12 protein-coding genes and 1 pseudogene (1 of these 13 cut by a window edge) are annotated in these 17,065 nt (G+C 64.6%); all 13 read right to left on the minus strand.

Annotated elements, in window-relative coordinates:
* Positions 1-19, minus strand: a pseudogene (locus A2Z13_04590) (hypothetical protein); it reaches 252 nt to the left of the window's first position.
* Positions 20-1,150, minus strand: coding sequence for a 2-oxoglutarate synthase subunit alpha (locus tag A2Z13_04595; GenBank protein OGP80621.1), 1,131 nt, complete (start codon positions 1,148-1,150; stop codon positions 20-22).
* Positions 1,151-1,152: 2 nt separating this feature from the next.
* On the minus strand, positions 1,153-1,455 hold the full coding sequence (locus A2Z13_04600; protein ID OGP80622.1) for a hypothetical protein: 303 nt from the start codon (positions 1,453-1,455) through the stop codon (positions 1,153-1,155).
* Between the two features lie 19 nt (positions 1,456-1,474).
* Positions 1,475-2,356: a succinate--CoA ligase subunit alpha gene (locus tag A2Z13_04605; protein OGP80623.1), complete on the minus strand. Its 882-nt coding sequence runs from the start codon at positions 2,354-2,356 to the stop codon at positions 1,475-1,477.
* A gap of 11 nt (positions 2,357-2,367) precedes the next feature.
* Positions 2,368-3,534, minus strand: coding sequence for a succinate--CoA ligase subunit beta (locus A2Z13_04610; protein ID OGP80624.1), 1,167 nt, complete (start codon positions 3,532-3,534; stop codon positions 2,368-2,370).
* Positions 3,535-3,654: 120 nt separating this feature from the next.
* Positions 3,655-4,596 (minus strand): malate dehydrogenase, encoded by a 942-nt coding sequence (locus A2Z13_04615; protein OGP80625.1) that lies wholly within the window; start codon positions 4,594-4,596, stop codon positions 3,655-3,657.
* Between the two features lie 344 nt (positions 4,597-4,940).
* Entirely contained in the window at positions 4,941-6,017 is a 1,077-nt protein-coding gene (locus A2Z13_04620) for a hypothetical protein (protein ID OGP80626.1), read from the minus strand.
* A complete protein-coding gene (locus A2Z13_04625) occupies positions 6,014-8,119 on the minus strand; it encodes a hypothetical protein (GenBank protein OGP80671.1) in 2,106 nt (701 codons plus the stop codon). The genes A2Z13_04620 and A2Z13_04625 overlap by 4 nt, the downstream gene beginning before the upstream one ends.
* A gap of 244 nt (positions 8,120-8,363) precedes the next feature.
* Entirely contained in the window at positions 8,364-10,154 is a 1,791-nt protein-coding gene (locus A2Z13_04630; protein OGP80627.1) for an aspartate--tRNA ligase, read from the minus strand.
* Between the two features lie 2 nt (positions 10,155-10,156).
* The gene (locus A2Z13_04635; GenBank protein ID OGP80628.1) at positions 10,157-11,419 is read right to left on the minus strand and encodes a histidine--tRNA ligase; all 1,263 of its coding nucleotides are present in this window, start codon (positions 11,417-11,419) and stop codon (positions 10,157-10,159) included.
* The gene (locus A2Z13_04640; protein ID OGP80629.1) at positions 11,416-12,807 is read right to left on the minus strand and encodes a hypothetical protein; all 1,392 of its coding nucleotides are present in this window, start codon (positions 12,805-12,807) and stop codon (positions 11,416-11,418) included. Before A2Z13_04640 ends, A2Z13_04635 begins: the two co-directional genes overlap by 4 nt.
* 46 nt (positions 12,808-12,853) lie before the next feature.
* On the minus strand, positions 12,854-15,232 hold the full coding sequence (locus A2Z13_04645) for a hypothetical protein (GenBank protein ID OGP80630.1): 2,379 nt from the start codon (positions 15,230-15,232) through the stop codon (positions 12,854-12,856).
* 150 nt (positions 15,233-15,382) lie between these two features.
* Complete coding sequence (locus A2Z13_04650) at positions 15,383-17,062, minus strand: excinuclease ABC subunit C (GenBank protein ID OGP80631.1); 1,680 nt, start codon at positions 17,060-17,062, stop codon at positions 15,383-15,385.
* Positions 17,063-17,065: the final 3 nt, after the last annotated feature.

Below are 17,065 nucleotides of genomic sequence, written 5' to 3' on the forward strand. Positions count from 1 at the left end.
GGTCGTAGTTGAAGGACATCTATTTGACCTCCTTGATCTTATCGAGGATCTGGGTGGGCGTGATGGGGTCGCCGTCGACACGGTAGATCCCCTCCACCTTGCACTTCCCCTTCGCGCACCGGTCCACCTCGTAAATGATCTGGCCCAGCGACAGTTCCGGCACGACGATCGCGCTGACGCGGGAGGCCAGCGCCGCCACTTCCTCCTCCGGGAACGGCCAGATGGTGAGAGGCCGGAAGAGCCCCGCCTTGATCCCCGCAGCCCGCGCGAGCTCCACACCGCTCTTGCCGGAACGCCCGGAGACGCCGTAGGCGAAGACGGCCACCTCGGCGTCGTCGAGCATGACGGTTTCGTACCGGATGATGTCCTTCCTGTTCCCCTCGACCTTCCGGATGAGGCGCAGCTCGTCCGTATGGATCCGCGGGTCGGCGTTCACCGGGAACCCGTCGGAGTGATGGTTCAGGCCCGTGATGTGCTGGCGGTACCCGCTGAAGAAGTCGGCCACCGGAGGGACATCCCCCTTGGTCTCGTCGAACGGTTTGTATTCGGAGGGCGAACAGGTCGGCCGGCGGCGGTTCTCCAGCGGCAGGACCCCCTTGTCCGGAATTTCGATCTTCTCCCGCATGTGGCCCACGACCTCGTCGTAGGCCACGATCACGGGGGTGCGGTACCTCTCCGCGAGGTTGAACGCCCGCACCGTCTCGGAGAAGATCTCCTGTACGTACGCCGGAGTCAGGCAGATGACCGGGTGGTCGCCGTGCGTCCCCCACTTGCACTGCATGATGTCGCTCTGGCTGGGGCCGGTCGGGACCCCGGTCGACGGCCCGCCGCGCATCACGTCGACGATGACGCACGGGACCTCGCAGAGCATCCCGAAACCCATGTTCTCCTGCTTGAGCGAAAACCCGGGCCCGGAGGTGGCGGTCATCGATTTCCTGCCCGCCAGCGACGCGCCGATAATCGCGCCGACGGACGCGATCTCGTCCTCCATCTGCAGGATGACCCCGTCGATGAACGGGAGTTTCCGCGCCAGATACTCCGCCACCTCGGTGGCGGGGGTGATCGGGTACCCGGCGAAGAAGGTGCACCCCGCGTAGAGCGCCCCTTCCGCGCACGCCTCGTTGCCTTGAAGCAGTTTGAACGTGCCCACCGTTATTCTCCTTTTGGGATTTCTTGTTCTTCCGTTGTTTTCTTGTCGACGATTTTCTTGTCGATGATTTTCTTGTCGATGAAGATGGCAAAGTCGGGGCACCGCAGCTCGCACAACATACAGGCATTGCACTTGTCGATGTCGATCACCTTCACGAGGAACATCTCCATGCCCAGCACCAGCGTGGGGCAAAGCTTCACGCAGATCTCGCACCCCTTGCAGTAGCGCGGGATGATGCTGATCTTGACCTCCGGATTCTCTGTTGTCTCGATCTTTTCCGCCGTCGTCGCCTGCACGTTTGCCATTGCCTCCGTCCTTCCTTGATTAATGGACTTTCTTTCCAAGTCGTTTCGCCAGCGTGATCCCGAGGTCCGCCGGTGCCTCGGACACGGAGATCCCGGCCGCCTTGAACGCCTCAATCTTCTCCGCCGCAGTCCCCTTCCCGCCGGAGATGATGGCACCCGCGTGGCCCATCCGTTTCCCCTTCGGGGCGGTCTGGCCCGCGACGAAGCCGACGACCGGCTTGTTCATCTTCGCCTTCACGAACGCGGCGGCCTCTTCCTCCGCGGTCCCGCCGATCTCGCCGATCAGGATGACCGATTCGGTCTTCGGGTCGTTCTGGAAGGCCGACAGGACATCGATGAAGTTCGTCCCGTTGACCGGGTCCCCTCCGATCCCGACGCATGTGGACTGCCCCATCCCTAACATCGTCACCTGGTGCACGGCCTCGTAGGTGAGCGTTCCGGAGCGGGAGACGATCCCGACCGTCCCCGGCTTGTGGATGTAACCCGGCATGATCCCGATCTTGCACTCGCCGGGGGTGATGACGCCGGGGCAGTTGGGGCCGACCAGCCGGGTCTTCTTCCCTTCCATATACCGTTTTACCTTCACCATGTCCAGTATGGGGAGCCCCTCGGTGATGCAGACGGTGAGGTCCACTCCCGCGTCGACCGCCTCGCAGATCGCATCCGCGGCGAAGGCCGGCGGGACGTAGATGACCGTGGCGTTCGCGCCGGTCGCCTTGACGGCATCCGCCACCGTGTTGAATACGGGCACACCCTCCACCTTGGAGCCGGCCTTCCCCGGGGTGACGCCGCCGACGATCTTCGTGCCGTATTCCAGCATCTGTTTGGTGTGGAAAGCCCCCACCGCGCCGGTGATGCCCTGGACGAGAACCTTGGTTTCCTTGTTGATCCAGATGCTCATGTTCGTCCCCCCTACTTCGCCTGGCCGGCGGCGGCCACGACTTTTTGTGCCGCATCCCTCATGTCGGACGCGGAGATGATGTTGAGCTTCGATGCGGCGAGGATCTCCTTGCCCTTCTCTACGTTGGTCCCCTCGAGCCGGACGACCAGCGGCACCTTGAGGCCGAGCGTCTTGACGGCCAGGACGACGCCCTCGGCGATCACGTCGCACCGCATGATGCCCCCGAAGATGTTGACCAGGATCGCCTTGACCTTGGGGTCCGAGAGGATCAGCCGGAAGGCGTTGGTCACCTGCTCCGTGCTGGCGCCGCCGCCGACGTCGAGGAAGTTGGCCGGGGATCCGCCCGACATCTTGATCATGTCCATCGCCGCCATTGCGAGGCCGGCGCCGTTGACCATGCACCCGATGTTGCCGTCGAGGCTGATGTAGGTGATGTCGTACTTGGAGGCCTCCGTCTCCGTGGGGTCCTCCTCGTCGAAGTCGCGCATCGCCTGAATGTCCTTGTGGCGGAAGAGGCTGTTGCCGTCGAAGTTCATCTTCGCGTCCAGCGCGATGACGTCGCCGCCCTCGGTAATCACGAGCGGGTTGATCTCCGCAAGCGAGCAGTCCGTATCGACAAACGCGTTGTAGAGCCCCGTCATGAACTTCACCGCCTTGCCGGTCAGCTCCGGGGGAATGCCGAGGCCGAAGGCCAGCTTTCGCGCCTGGTTCGGCATGAGCCCCATGGCCGGGTCGACGTGCTCCTTCAGGATCTTTTCCGGAGTCCGGGCGGCGACGGTCTCGATCTCCATGCCGCCTTCGGTCGACGCCATCATGACGACCCGCGACACCGCGCGGTCGATGACCATCCCGAGGTAGAGCTCCCTCTTGATCGCGCTCGCCTGCTCGACGAGGACCCTCTTCACCCTCTTCCCCTGGGGGCCGGTCTGGTGGGTCACCAGGTTCATCCCGATGATCTGCTTGGCGAACTCCCGCGCCTCGTCGTGCGACTTGGCGAGCTTGATTCCCCCGCCCTTGCCGCGGCCCCCTGCGTGGATCTGCGCCTTGACTACGACCGGTGTCCCGAACTCCTTGGCGATGTCCTCCGCCTCGGCCGGTGTGTCCGCCACCTTGCCCCTGGGAACGGCCACACCGTACTTCGCCAGTACCGACTTGGCCTGATACTCGTGAATGTTCATGACCCTTCGGTTCCTCCCGGATAGAGTGTTATCGGATGTTCCGCAATGCCTGGATCAGCGCGACGGGGCCCAAATGGGACTTATTATAGCGGAGGGCCGGAATCCGCGCAAAAGACTTCCCTAGAACCCCATCCGGTCCACGGCGTCGCAGAGTTCCTTGACCGCCTCGGCCGATTTCGAAAGCGCCGCGGACTCCTCGGCGGCGAGCTTGAATTTCACCACCTCTTCGATGCCGTCCTGTCCCAGCTTCGCGGGGAGGCCGACGAACAGCCCGTCGCACCCTTCGTACTTGCCATGCGAGAGAACGGCGCACGGCAGGATCATCTTCTTGTCGAGGACGATGGACTCGCACATCTGCGCCACGGCCGCCGACGGGGCGTAGTAGGCCGAGCCGGTCTTCAGCAGCGCGACGATCTCGCCGCCGCCCTTGCGGGTGCGCTCCACGATCGCGTCGAGCTTCGCCTTGGGGATCAGGTCCTCCACCGGGATCCCGGCGACCGTCGTGTATTTCGTGGACGGCACCATCGTGTCGCCGTGCCCGCCGAGCACGAACGCGGTGATGTCCTTCACGGAGACACCGAGCTCCATCGCGATGAAGCAGCGGAACCGGGCGGAGTCCAGGATCCCCGCCATTCCCATCACCTTGTTCGCCGGCAGCCTGCTGTGCTTGTAAGCGACGTAGGTCATCGCGTCGAGGGGGTTCGAGATCACGATGACCATGGCCTTCGGGGACTTCGCGATCGACTTCAGGGTGACGTCCTTCACGATTCCCGCGTTGACCTTGAGGAGTTCGTCACGGCTCATCCCCGGCTTCCGGGGCAGTCCCGAGGTGATCACGACGATGTCGGAGTTCGCCGAATCGTCATAGCCGTTGGTGCCGGTGACCTTGCTGTCGTATCCGTACACCGGGCCGGACTGCATCAGGTCGAGCGCCTTCCCCTGGGGCATCCCCTCCACGATGTCGACCAGCACCACGTCGCAGAAGTCCTTTTCCGCCAACCGCTGCGCGGTGCTCGCCCCGACGTTTCCGGCGCCGATCACGGTGATCTTCTTCCGGCTCATCGGAATCCTCCCTTGAACCTGTCAGACGGATTCACGGCACCGCCTGCGCTACCTGCGGTACTTGCGGGCGGCTAGGGAATATCCCCAGTCCTTGAGGCCCCTTCGGTGAACTTCTTGGTGTTCCCCTTGTGGACCAGGTTGGCGGATCTTCTCTCCATCTTTGGGCGGAACCAAGGTCTTGAACGGGGCCATCTTGCCCTCCGCCGGCAATGGAAATTAAGGGGTGATTTCTAACCGGAATGGGTGATCCTTCCCCCAGACCGAGCATACAGTATACAATGGGGTTGGGGATGTCAAGTAAAACCGAGCGATTTCCCGCTTGGCGAAGCAGCGGCGGTTCGCCGCTATTTTCGCTTCGTTCCGCTCCCCCGAAGGGCCGCGAGAATCCCCGCCGTGTCGACCCGTTCGCCGACGAGGCTGACTCCCCGCTCGATCTTTTCCTTCTCCCGGATCCGAAGCCGGCCCATCAGGCGCTCGAATTTCTCCACCGTGAAGAGCGTGTCTTCCTGAACGACCAGGATCGGAACCCCCGCCTCCTGCGCGCGGGAACGGATGAGCTCGTTCGGGGCGACGCCCCCGGTCAGCACCATGCAGGTGGTGTCGGTTTCCAGGGCGGCGAGCTGGATGTCGGCCCGGTGCCCCCCCGTGATCACGGCCTTCCGGGGGGTGCGCCGGAAGACGCGCAGCGCGCTGTCCACATCCATCGCCCCGATGCAGAACCGCTCGATCATCGTGCCCAGGGCCTCCTCCCCGCAGGCGACGTCCGCGGAAAGGCTCTCGGAAAGCGTCTTCACGCTCACGCTGTCGAGCACCGCATCCGACGGCATCGCGCCGAACACGCGGAGGTTCCTCGCAGCGAAGTACGGGAGGACGGTTTCCCGGAGAAACGCCTCCTGCGCCTTCGCCACGCGGTTGAGCACCACTCCCAGGAGCCTCTCCCTGAGCTCGCCGGCGGCCCAGAGGATCTGATCCATCGACTTCTCGCCGGAGAACCTGTCCACGAGGAGGACCCTGCAGTCGAGCTCGGAAATCAGCGCCAGCGGGGAGATTCCCAGGAAGACACCGTCGCGCAGATTGGCCGCGCCCCCGAGCAGGAGCGCGTCGGTGCGGGAGGCGGCCTTTTCGACGGCGTCCAGGATGCGGTTCTTGAGGCGGAGAGGCTCGCCCCGGTACGCTGCCATAACGAGGTCCTGGGTGATGACGACCGGACAGACGGCTTCCGGCGGACCCGGGAGGCCGAGTTCGGACGCGAGGAAGGAAGCATCTTCATCGACCACCCTTCCCCCCTCCACCACCGGGATTTTCCCGAGAGGCTTGACGTATCCGACGGCAACCCCTTCGCGCGCCCAAAGCTTCGCCAGGGCGAGCGCGACGAGGGTTTTCCCTGCGAACGAAGAGGTCGACGCCACGTACAGTTTCATGTTTTCGCCTCCGCGATGGTCATCCGGCAGTCGATCGCCCGGATGCCGCGCCCTTTCGGCATCACCAGAACCGGATTGAGATCGAGTTCCTGGATCTCGGGGAAATCCAGGGACAGCCGCGAAACCCGGAGCAGTCCGTCGACGATCCCGCCTTCATCGGAGGGGGCACTTCCCCGGAAGGACGAGAGCAGCGGATAGGCCCGGATTTCCCGGACCATCTCCACGGCGTCCCGCCGCGACAACGGCGCAACCCGGAACGACACGTCCTTCAGGACCTCCACGTTGATTCCCCCCAGGCCGAACATGAGAAGGGGGCCGAACTGCGGGTCGCGGCTCATCCCCAGGATCACCTCCCGGCCTCCGGTCACCATCTCCTGGACGGATACGCCGGCGATCCAGGCGGACGGGACCATGCGCCGCGCCGTGGAGGTGATCTCCACGAACGCCCGGGCCACCGATTCCGCGTCCGACAGGTTCAGCCGGACCCCCCCGACGTCCGTCTTGTGCAGGATGTCCGGAGAGACGATCTTCATCGCCACCGGGCGCCGCAGCTCCTCGAACGCCCGGACCGCCTCCTGGCTCGTCTGCGCAAACGCGTGCCTCGGGAACCAGAATCCGTAGGCCTCCAGGATGGAGCGGCCCTCCTCCTCGCCCAGCGTCTTCTTCCCCGCGTCCAGCGCGGCCCGGATCGCCGCGCGCGCTTCCGCCTGCCGGATCCCCGCCAGTTCCGAGGAGTCCGGCGGAACCCCTCCCTGTACGCTGTGGTACCGGAGCATGGCGTGTAACGACCGCACGGCCCTCTCCGGGACGGGATAGTTGGGAATCCCGCCCGTGGAAAGTATCCTTCGGGCCTCCATCACGGAGGCTTCGCCGAGAAACGAGGCGAAGGCGGTCCTGCCGGATCCCGCAAGAGCCTGGACGGTGGCTTGTGCCGTTCCCTCCGGCTCGGTCATCGCCTGCGGGGTCAGAAGAACCAGAACGGCGTCGATCGAGGGATCCTCGCGGATGGCGGACAAGGCCTCCCGGTACCGGTCGGCCCGGGCGTCCCCGATAATATCCACGGGATTTCCCAGGCTCGCCGTGGAAGGGAGCTTCCCGGAAAGCCGCCCCCGCAGTCCCGGGGAGATCTCGGCGAGGGGAATGCCGAGTTTCTCCGCCGTGTCCGCCGCCAGGATCCCGGGCCCCCCGGCATTGGTGAGGATGAGCAGGCGGTCGCCTCGCGGCATGGGCTGCAGGGCAAACCCGAGGGCAAAGTCGAGCAGGTCCTCCACGGTTTCCGCCCGCAGGATTCCCCCCTGGCGGAACGCCGCCGCGTAGGCACGGTCCGAACCGGCCAGGCTTCCCGTGTGAGAGGATGCGGCCCTCGCCCCCGCGGCGGTGGATCCTGCCTTGACGAGGATGACCGGCTTTCTTGCCGTCACCTCCCGCGAGACGCGCAGGAAGCGGATCCCGTCGTCGATGCTTTCGACGTATCCCAGGATGACCCGGGTCTCCGGGTCGCTCGACAGGTATTCCATGACATCCGATTCCGAGATGTCCGCCTTGTTGCCGAGACTGACGAATTTCGAAAAGCCGACGTTCTCGCCGATCGCCCAGTCCAGGATGGCGGTGCACAGGGCGCCGGACTGCGAGAAGAAGGAAATCGCGCCCGTGGGAGGGGTTCCCGCGGCAAAGGATGCGTTGAGCCGGGCGTGCGTGTTGATGAGGCCGAGGCAATTGGGCCCCAGCACCCTGACCTTCGAACTCCGCGCGGTTTCGCGGAGAGCGCGTTCCAGGACCGCCCCCTCCCCGCCGGTTTCCTTGAATCCGGCGGAAATGACGATGGCGGCCCTCATCCCCTTTTCCGCCAGCCGGGGGAGGGCGTCGAGGATGGCCAGGGGAGGAACGACGAAGACCCCCAGATCGACGGGGCCGGGGATCCCTTCGACGGAGGCATGGATGGGCCGTCCGAGCACCTCTCCTCCCCCCGGATTCACCCCGTGGATCTCGCCGGGGAAACCAGCATGGATCAGGTTGGCGAACACGCCGTGGCCGACCTTCTCCGGCTTTCGGGAGGCCCCTACGACGACGACGGATTTCGGGTGAAACAGCTCGTCCGGGATCACAGGAGCAAATGTATTCTTATTTGTTGCTTCATGGTAGGGAAAAACCAAAAGGAGGGCTTTGCGGGAAGGGGCGCGAAATGAGGAATCGACATCTTCTTCTTTTCCTGGCGTTTCTTCTTGCGGTTTCCCAGGCCTCCGGGTGCGCCAAACGCCAACTGACCAAGAGCCAGGCCGACCGGTTGGACGCCAACGCGACCAAGATCGCGAAGGCGGAATTCGACAGCGGAAGGTGACGATCTCCCTATTTCTTTTCCGGGGCGGTCACCCGGATGTGAAGTTCCCTCAGCTGCCGGTTGTCCACGGGCGACGGGGCGTCGGTCATGAGGCAGGTCGCTTTCTGTGTCTTCGGGAAGGCGATCACGTCCCGGAGCGACCGGGCTCCGGAGAGAATCATCGCCAGGCGGTCCAGGCCGAAGGCGATCCCGCCGTGGGGCGGCGCGCCGAACTCCAGCGCCTCCAGAAGGAAGCCGAATTTCACCTTCGCCTCCTCCGGGCCGATGTTGAGAAGCCGGAACATCTTCGACTGGATGTCCTGCCGGTGGATCCGGATGCTTCCTCCCCCGATCTCGGAGCCGTTCAGCACCAGGTCGTAGGCCTTTGCGCGGGCCTTTCCCGGATCCGTGTCCAGGAGCGGGAGATCCCCGTCCAGCGGAGCGGTGAAGGGGTGGTGCATCGCCGCGTACCGCTTCTCCTCCTTGTCCCACTCCAGGAGCGGAAAATCGACGACCCACAGGAAGTCGTAGCGGGACGTGTCGACGAGGTTCAGTTTTTCGCCCAGGTGAAGCCGCAGACGCCCCAGGGAGTCGCAGGCGATGAGGAATTCATCCGCTACCATGAGGATCAGGTCCCCCGGCTTGGCGCCGCTTCGGGAGAGAAGGCCTTTCTGCTGCTCCTCCTTGTAATGCTTGGCAAGGGGGGAGGAAAGCCCCTGCGCGGTGACCTTCCACCAGGAGAGGCCTCGTGCGCCGCCGATCCTGGCCACCTCCTCCAGCGCCGCCAGCTCGGAGCGGCTCGCCTCGCCCATGCCGGGGACCGTGATCCCGCGGATCACGCCGCCCTTGACCGCCGCCTCTGCGAACACCCGGAATTCGGTGTCCTTGAGCAGGTCCGTGTATTCCGTGATCTCGAGGCCGAACCGGGTGTCCGGCTTGTCGACCCCGAAACGGTCCATCGCTTCCCGGTAGCCCATACGGGGAAACGGCAAAGGGATCCGTACATCCAGGACGTCCCGGAAAATCCTCGCCATCAACCCCTCCATCATCAGGAAGAGATCCTCCCGGTCGATGAACGACATCTCCACGTCGATCTGCGTGAATTCCGGCTGGCGGTCGGCGCGCAGGTCCTCGTCACGGAAGCATTTCACGATCTGGGCGTACCGGTCGTACCCGGCGATCATCAGGATCTGCTTGAATAGCTGCGGGGACTGCGGGAGGGCGAAAAACATCCCGGGGTTGACGCGCGAGGGCACCAGGTAGTCCCGCGCCCCTTCCGGGGTGCTCTTCGTCAGGACCGGCGTTTCGATTTCGAAGAACCCGTTCTCGAAGAAGTACTCCCGGACGGCCCTCGCCAGAACGGCCCGCGACCGGAAGACGCCCTGGATCGAGGGGCGGCGCAGGTCGAGATACCGGTACTTCAGGCGCACGTTCTCGGCGACGTCGGTCTCCTCCTCGAGCGCGAACGGGATCGGCCTGGACTCGTTGAGGATCGCCAGCGATGCGGCCGCCACCTCGACCTCCCCCGTGGGAAGGTTCGGGTTCTCCGTTCCCTTCGGCCGTCTCCGCACCGTCCCACGGATCGAGAGGACGTACTCCACCCGCAGCCCATCGGCTCTCTCGTGCGCCTCCGGGGAATCCCCGGGATTGAACACCACCTGAACCAGTCCTTCCCGGTCGCGCAGGTCGACGAACACGAGGCCGCCGTGGTCCCTGCGGCGGTGAACCCATCCGCAAAGGACGATCTCCTTCCCCACGTGGTCGGGGCGTACCTGCCCGCAGTAGTGGGTCCGTTTATGCTCCGGAAGGAACGCGTCCACCGTCACTCCTCCTTTGTCAGGCGGATGAGCCTGCGCATCGCTTCGTCCTTGGGGATCTCTTCCTGGCTCCCCGCCGCCATGTCGCGGAAACCAACGGCGCCGCGGGCGTCCTCGGAATCGCCAAAGACGACAACGGCACTCGCCCCCGACCGGTCCGCACGCCGGAACTGCGCCTTGACGCTGCGTCCCTCATAGTCCATCTCGGCGCGGACGCCCCTCCCGATCAGCTCCATCTTCCACCGGAACGCCTCGTCGAGAAATCTGGAATTCGACGTCACGAGGAAGACCTCCACGGCACGCCCCTCGCCTTCCCCTTCCCCCAGCAGCATCAGCAGGCGCTCCACGCCGATGGCAAACCCGATGGCCGGGATGCGCTCCTTCCCCCCGACCATTTCCGCCAGCCCGTCGTACCGTCCTCCCGCGGCCACGGTGTTCTGGGCCCCCATCCCGGGGATGACGAATTCGAACGTGGTCCTCCGGTAATAATCGAGCCCGCGAACCATCCGGGGATTCCGGGAAAACGGAATCCCGATCGCCGCGAGCTCCTTCTCGACGGACTCGAAGTGGAGCCGGCAGTCGTCGCAGAGGGAATCCAGGATCGACGGCGCGCCGGCCGTGGCCTGCATGCACCGGTCGGACTTGCAGTCGATCACCCGGAGCGGGTTCTGGACGCGGCGGCGCCGGCAGTCCTCGCACAGGGTTCCTTCCCGGGAGGCAAGGAAGGCGGAAAGCTTCCGATGGTATTGCGGGCGGCACGCGGGGTCCCCGAGGGAGTTGATCTCCAGGGAAACGGTGGTCAACCCTGTTTCCGCGAGAAACCCGGAGAGGAAGGTCAGCACCTCGACGTCCGCGTACGGCGAGTCGGTGCCGAACAGCTCCGCTCCGAACTGGTGGAACTGGCGCAGGCGCCCCTTCTGGGGACGTTCGTGGCGGAACATCGGGCCCGCGTAGCACAGGCGAACCGGCCATTCCGCAAGCCCGGCCCGATGCTCGAGGAGGGCGCGAACCACCGGCGCAGTCCCTTCCGGCCGCATCGTGAGGCCCTCTCCGGAGCGGTCGGTGAAGGAATACATCTCTTTCTCGACGATGTCGGTGCTCTCCCCCACGGCCCGGGCGAACAGCTCGGTTCTCTCCAGGATGGGGGTCCGGATCTGACGAAAGCCGAAACGCGCGGCATGCGCGAGATACGCGGCCTCAAGGGCGGCCCACCTTGCCGACTCGGGGGGAAGAATGTCCTTCATCCCCCGCACGGAGGGGACGGTCATGACACGTTTTGCGGGGTCGCGAGATAGACCACGTTGCGCGTGGAATCTTTTCCCCTGTACATCGCCTGATCGGCCATGCTGAGGAGGTTCTGCTTGGTGGACGCGTGCTCGGGAAAGGCCGCGATCCCGATGGAGAGGGTGAGGCGGATGGCGAGGCCGAAATCCTGTCCGAACGTCTTCCCTTCGACCATTTTGCGCATCCTTTCCGCGACGAGCAGCGCATCCTCGGCGTTCGTCTCCACGAGCAGGACCACGAACTCGTCCCCCCCGTAGCGAACAACGGTGTCCGTCTCGCGGACGCAGGAGCGCAATACCGCTCCGACCTCCACCAGGACCCGGCTGCCCACCAGGTGGCCGTAGGCGTCGTTCACGCGCTTGAAGAAGTCCAGGTCCATAAAAAGGACCGAAAAAAAGTTCCGGTACCGCTCGGACCGCTTCAGCTCCCTGTCCAGAACGACGTTCAGGTAGCGGCTATTGTACTGTTTCGTGAGATCGTCGATGTAGATCAGGTTCTGCGTCTCGACGCTGCGCTCGGCGTTCAGCAGAGCGAACCGGGCCTGGCGGTAGAAGAAGTTCAGGAACGGGCTGTCGAGGACGTCGATACCGGGGGTGCCTCGCATGGTGAGGACGACATACATCTGCGAGCCCGGGGACAGGTCGAACCGGATCGTGAAGAACGTCCGGTTCTCTCCCAACACGGCATCATCCTCCGGCCGGAGGGACCCCAGCAGGTCGGCCGAAAAAACCGCCGGAACCGGGCCGCTCTTCCGGACCAGGGCCCCGCCGAAGCGGAGCAGGAAGATTCCCGCGAGCGAATCGTCGGGGAAGCCCGCAGCGGCGACGATGGAATAGCCCTGCCCGCTCCCTTCCTGCTCGCGGAACAGGACGCCGAAGGACCCCCCGAGTGACTCCTTGAACATCTCGATGACGGTCAGGGACAGCAGGTCCATGTCGGTGGTGGTGATGACCGGAAAGCAGTAGTCGAACAGCTCGTCGTAGGAAGTCTTGCGCAGCAGGCCATACCCCTGAAAGAGATACTTCTCCAACGTGGAAATCAGCCCCCCGTCCAGGTCCTCATCGAAGAGGATTTCCGAGGCCCCCCCCCGCAAGGCCCCCAGAACGGACGGCCCGCCTTTCTTGGGCAGGATCAGGATCAGGGGGGTCTTGGGGGCAAGCCGGAGAATGCCGCGGACGAATTCCTCGGCGCTTTGCCGCTTGGAGAACTTCCGTGAGACGATCACCGAGAAGTTTTCCTTGGCGAGAACAGCCACTCCCTTGTCCCAATCGGAGAGAACCGTCAATGGGATGTCGGCGAAGGCGGACTTCCGTACCTTTAATGCGATGGCCCCCGGATCAGGAGCCATGATCAGTATGCGCTGTTTTGCCATTTCCTCATTCGGACAAGGTAGTTAGGTAAGCTTTTTCCTGTCGCTATCAAGGCAGGCGCCACAAAAGTTTCCAGGTCCGCGGTCCGCCCTCCTGTCCGCAGTATACCGCAACACCGTCCGAGAGCACAGTCAATGCCCCGTTTTCCAAGAGAAAACATCCCATCGAGGCTAGCAGATTTTCCCTGCCGAAACAAATTCTATTTTGGGAAATGACGACGGAGGGCCTGGCTGCGGCGATCCAGGATGCCGGGGCCGCGCCCGGAGAACCGTGGTGAGGAAGGAAGAGAATCCTTTCTTCATCGCATTTCCCCTCCACCCTTCCCCAGACAACGGGCCCCGTTTCCACATCGCCGGGCAGCCACACGGAAAGCCGGCCATGGCGGATTTCGAGGACGAGGCTTAGCTCATTGATGCCGGTGGAGTTCCCGCTTCTCCCGGCGCTGCGCACGGAGACTTCCGCCCTGCCAGCGGAGAAGACTTCCCCTCCGTATTTCCGCCGCACGAGGCAGGCCTTGCGCACGACCGCATCCCCGAAGGACGAGAGCGGAACCTCTCCGGGAATCCAGATCTCGTCGACGGGAAACCCGTCGAGGAGGGACGCAGCTCCACCGAAATGGTCCTCGTGGGGGTGGGTGAGGACCAGCACGTCCACTCTCCGCACCCCTCGGCTTCTCAGGAAGGGCGAGACGATTCTTCTCCCCGCATCCCCGTGCGCCGCACTGCCGCAATCGACGACCATGTGGCGCCCGTCGGGGAAGGAAATGACGTGCGCGGCCCCTTTTCCCACGTTGAGCGCAGTGACGCTCAGTCGGGGATCGGGGAGAGCCGCATACGGCAGGTGAATCCACACCAGAAAGGCCGAAGCCGCGGCCAGCGGAGCAGGCCACGAATTTCTTCCGAGTTTCCTGAGGGTAATCGTCCCCCATACGGCGGCCATCATGCAGCAAAACGGAGCGGCCGTTCCCGCCGGAGGAAGGGGAAAGTATCCCCACCCTTCGCCGGAGAGGCTAGCCAGCAAGGAAAGGGACGCGGTGAGGCCTTGCGCCACGAGGCGGACGGGCACCCCCAGGGCATCGATCGAGAGCGACCCGGCCACCGCGGCGAGGAATGCACCCATGACCCCCGCCGTCCCGAGGAGCGGTCCGAATGCCAGGTTCCAGAGAACGGCGCCGGCGGGGAAGGCCCCGAAAAAGGCGGCGCTGATCGGCAGCGTTCCCAGGAACGCGACCGCGGAGGCAACGAGAGCGTCCTTTCCCCACTCCGCCAGCCAGCGCGTCGGTGAGCGGGAGCGGGCCTTTTGCGGTCTTGCGGCAAAGGCGGCGATCAGGAAAAAGGTCGCCCCGTAGGACAGGAGGAAGGAGGGGGAAACGATCTGGAAGGGAGATGCGATGATCGTCAGGAAGAAAAGGAGCGACCACCCCAGGTCCGCTCTCCGGATGCCGCAGACGTTCCAGAGAAGCACGGCCAGCGTGATCATCCCTGCGGATCGGACGGCCGGGACCGGTGCACCCGCCATGAAAACGTACGCCCAGCAGACGGGGACGGAGAGAAGCGTCGAAATCCGATTGAGGTCCGGCGTTCCCTGCCTTCGCCGGAAGGCCCAGATCACGCCCCGCACCAGGAACGAATGGGTGATGAAGAAGATCGCGACGTTGATCCCGGAAATGGCCAGCAGGTGCGCCAGACCCGTCTTTCTCAGCAAGGTCACCATGGGATGCGAGGAGGGGGGAACTTCCCCAGTCGTCAGGGAGAGGAGGTAGAGGGCCCCGTCGGACCGTCCTGCGTGCCGACCCATCCAGCGCGACGTCCTTTCGCGGGCGCTCCGGAAAACGCTCCATACGCCGCCCCATCCTTCTTTCTGCCGCAGGAACACCGCTCGCGAGGCCTCCGTCGAAAACACGTACTGGATACCCATCGCCATCGCGCTCCACTCCCTGGGAAGCTCTTCGGGGTTGCCGAGGCTTCTCATCGCATGAAGGCGGCCAGTGGCCCGGACTTCGAACGGCAATCCGTCGGCACCGTACGGAGTCCGGACGGAAAGAAGCACCTTTCCCAGGACGACCGAGCCGGAGCCGTCCAGGCGGGAGACCGAGGCGTTCCCGGCCACGCCGCTCCAGCCGGCATCGTTGGGCCTCACCTCCTCCACGTCCGCCCGCAGGACCACCTCATTGTCCAGGAACCCTCGCAGCTGCGCCGGCTCCACGAGGGGGATCCTGCCGGCTGCCAGGGAGCCGCACAGGGCCATGACCGACAGGGCGGCGGCCAGGGGGAACTTTCCGAACGGCAGGCACAGGAAGGCGAGGAGAATGCCGCCCGCCGCCAGGGAGGGCCAGGCGGGCCCGGAGGCAAGCCCGAGGAACAGCCCGGCCATGTAGGCCAGAAGGAGAAGGAAGATGGGGCCGTGTCCCCGGAACGGATAATCCATCCCCGGGGGAGTGCAACCCCCGTTCCGGCTGGCGACGACTTAATCCGGCGACGTTCAAAATAACTTTGTCTGGGGGACGTTCTTAAACTTTTTAAATCGCTGTCGCCATCGCGAAAAAAGTTTAAGAACGTCCCCGAACTTCAGACAAAGTTATTTTGAAAATCCATGCGTTGAAGTCGTCGCCAGCCGGAACGCCCTCTTCGTCCTGCGGGCGCGGTGGAACGCGAGGGCGAACCGGTGTGCCTCGTCCCGCACGCGCATCAGCAGGAGCAGTACGGGATCGTTGGGGGGTAGGACAATGGGGTTCTTCCTGCCCGGCAGGAAGATCCTGTCGCGGAAGACTTTCGTACCGCCGCGCATCCGCTCCTTGGCCAAGGCGATGACGGGGAGGAAACCCACGCCGGCACCCCTCATCGCCGCCATCGCCGAGGAAAGCTGTCCCTTTCCCCCATCGATGAGGATCAGGTCCGGCATCCCCGCGAAGTCCTCGTCGTGCGCGAACCTGCGTCGGACCACCTGCTCCATCATCGCGAAGTCGTCCTGTCCCTCCATCCCCCGTACCGCGAACTTCCGGTACCACTTCTTCGCCGCCTTGCCTCCGACGAAAGCCACCATAGACCCGACCGGTTCCGTGCCGGAGAGGTTCGAGATGTCGAACCCATCGATCCGCAGGGGAGGCTTCGGAAGGTGGCACAAGGATGCCAGGCGGGAGGACAGCTCCTCGTAGGCTGCCTCCTTTTCTTTCCGCATCCGGTGCGCTTCCAAGGCGTTTGTATTGGCCAGGGCGGCCAGGCGGGCACGCTCCCCCGCGCCGGGAACCTTGATCCGGACCCGGTTCCCGGCCCTGTCGGAAAGAAGCGAGGCCAGGGGTTCGCGGTCCGGGATTTCCATCGGAAGGAGAATCTCCCCGGGGAAGTACGCCCCCTCGGCGTAATGCTGGAGGAGAAAGGAGGAGAGGGCCTCGTCCTCGGCCCCCTCCACTCGGAACGAGTAGCTGTGGGCGTCGGAGAGCCGCCCGGAGCGCACGTGGAGGACCGCCCCGGTCGCCTCGGGACCCTCGCGGTGCCAGCCGATCGCGTCCACGTCCCCGGGCACGGTGCGGACCACCCTCTGCCGGACAAGCGTCCCCTCCACGGTCGCGATCCGGTCGCGGATCTTCGCCGCCTCTTCGAACCTCCTCTCCCGCGCCATCCGCAACATCTCCTCCTTCCAGATTTTCGCGACGTCGCGGTAGTTTCCTTTCAGAAAGCGGATGGCGTTGTCCACAACGGGGAGATACTCCTCCCGGGTGATTTTCCCCGCGCACGCGCCGCCGCACCGCCCCATCTGGTAGTTGAGGCACGGCCTGCGCCGGGAGGCGAACTTCTTCGGGGAGCACGAGCAGAGAGGGAAGAGCCGGAACAGCAGGCGCAGCGTCTCCCGGATCCCCCGGGCGGAAGAATACGGCCCGAAGTAGGCGGTGCCGTCCTTCGCGACCCGCCGGACGAGCTCTGGTCGGGGGAACTCCTCCTTCCGGTCGATCCGCAGCAGGAGGTACTCCTTATCGTCCCTTAAAAAGACGTTGAACGGGGGGCGATGCTCCTTGATGAGAGTGTTTTCGAGGAGCAGCGCCTCCTTCTCCGTGGCCGTGACGATGCATCGTACGTCGGCAATGCGGCGCACTAGGTGCGGAATCTGGGGGCGGCCGTCGCCACCTGGCACCGTGTAGTTGTGGAGCCTCGCGCGCAACTCCTTCGCCTTCCCCACGTAGAGGACTTTCCCTCGGGCGTCCGACATGAGATAGACGCCGGGGGCGCGGGGAAACGTCTTCCAGTCGGAAAGGGCCGCCATCCC

Source organism: Deltaproteobacteria bacterium RBG_16_64_85, assembly GCA_001798885.1.
Taxonomy (GTDB): Bacteria; Desulfobacterota; Deferrimicrobia; order Deferrimicrobiales; family Deferrimicrobiaceae; genus FEB-35.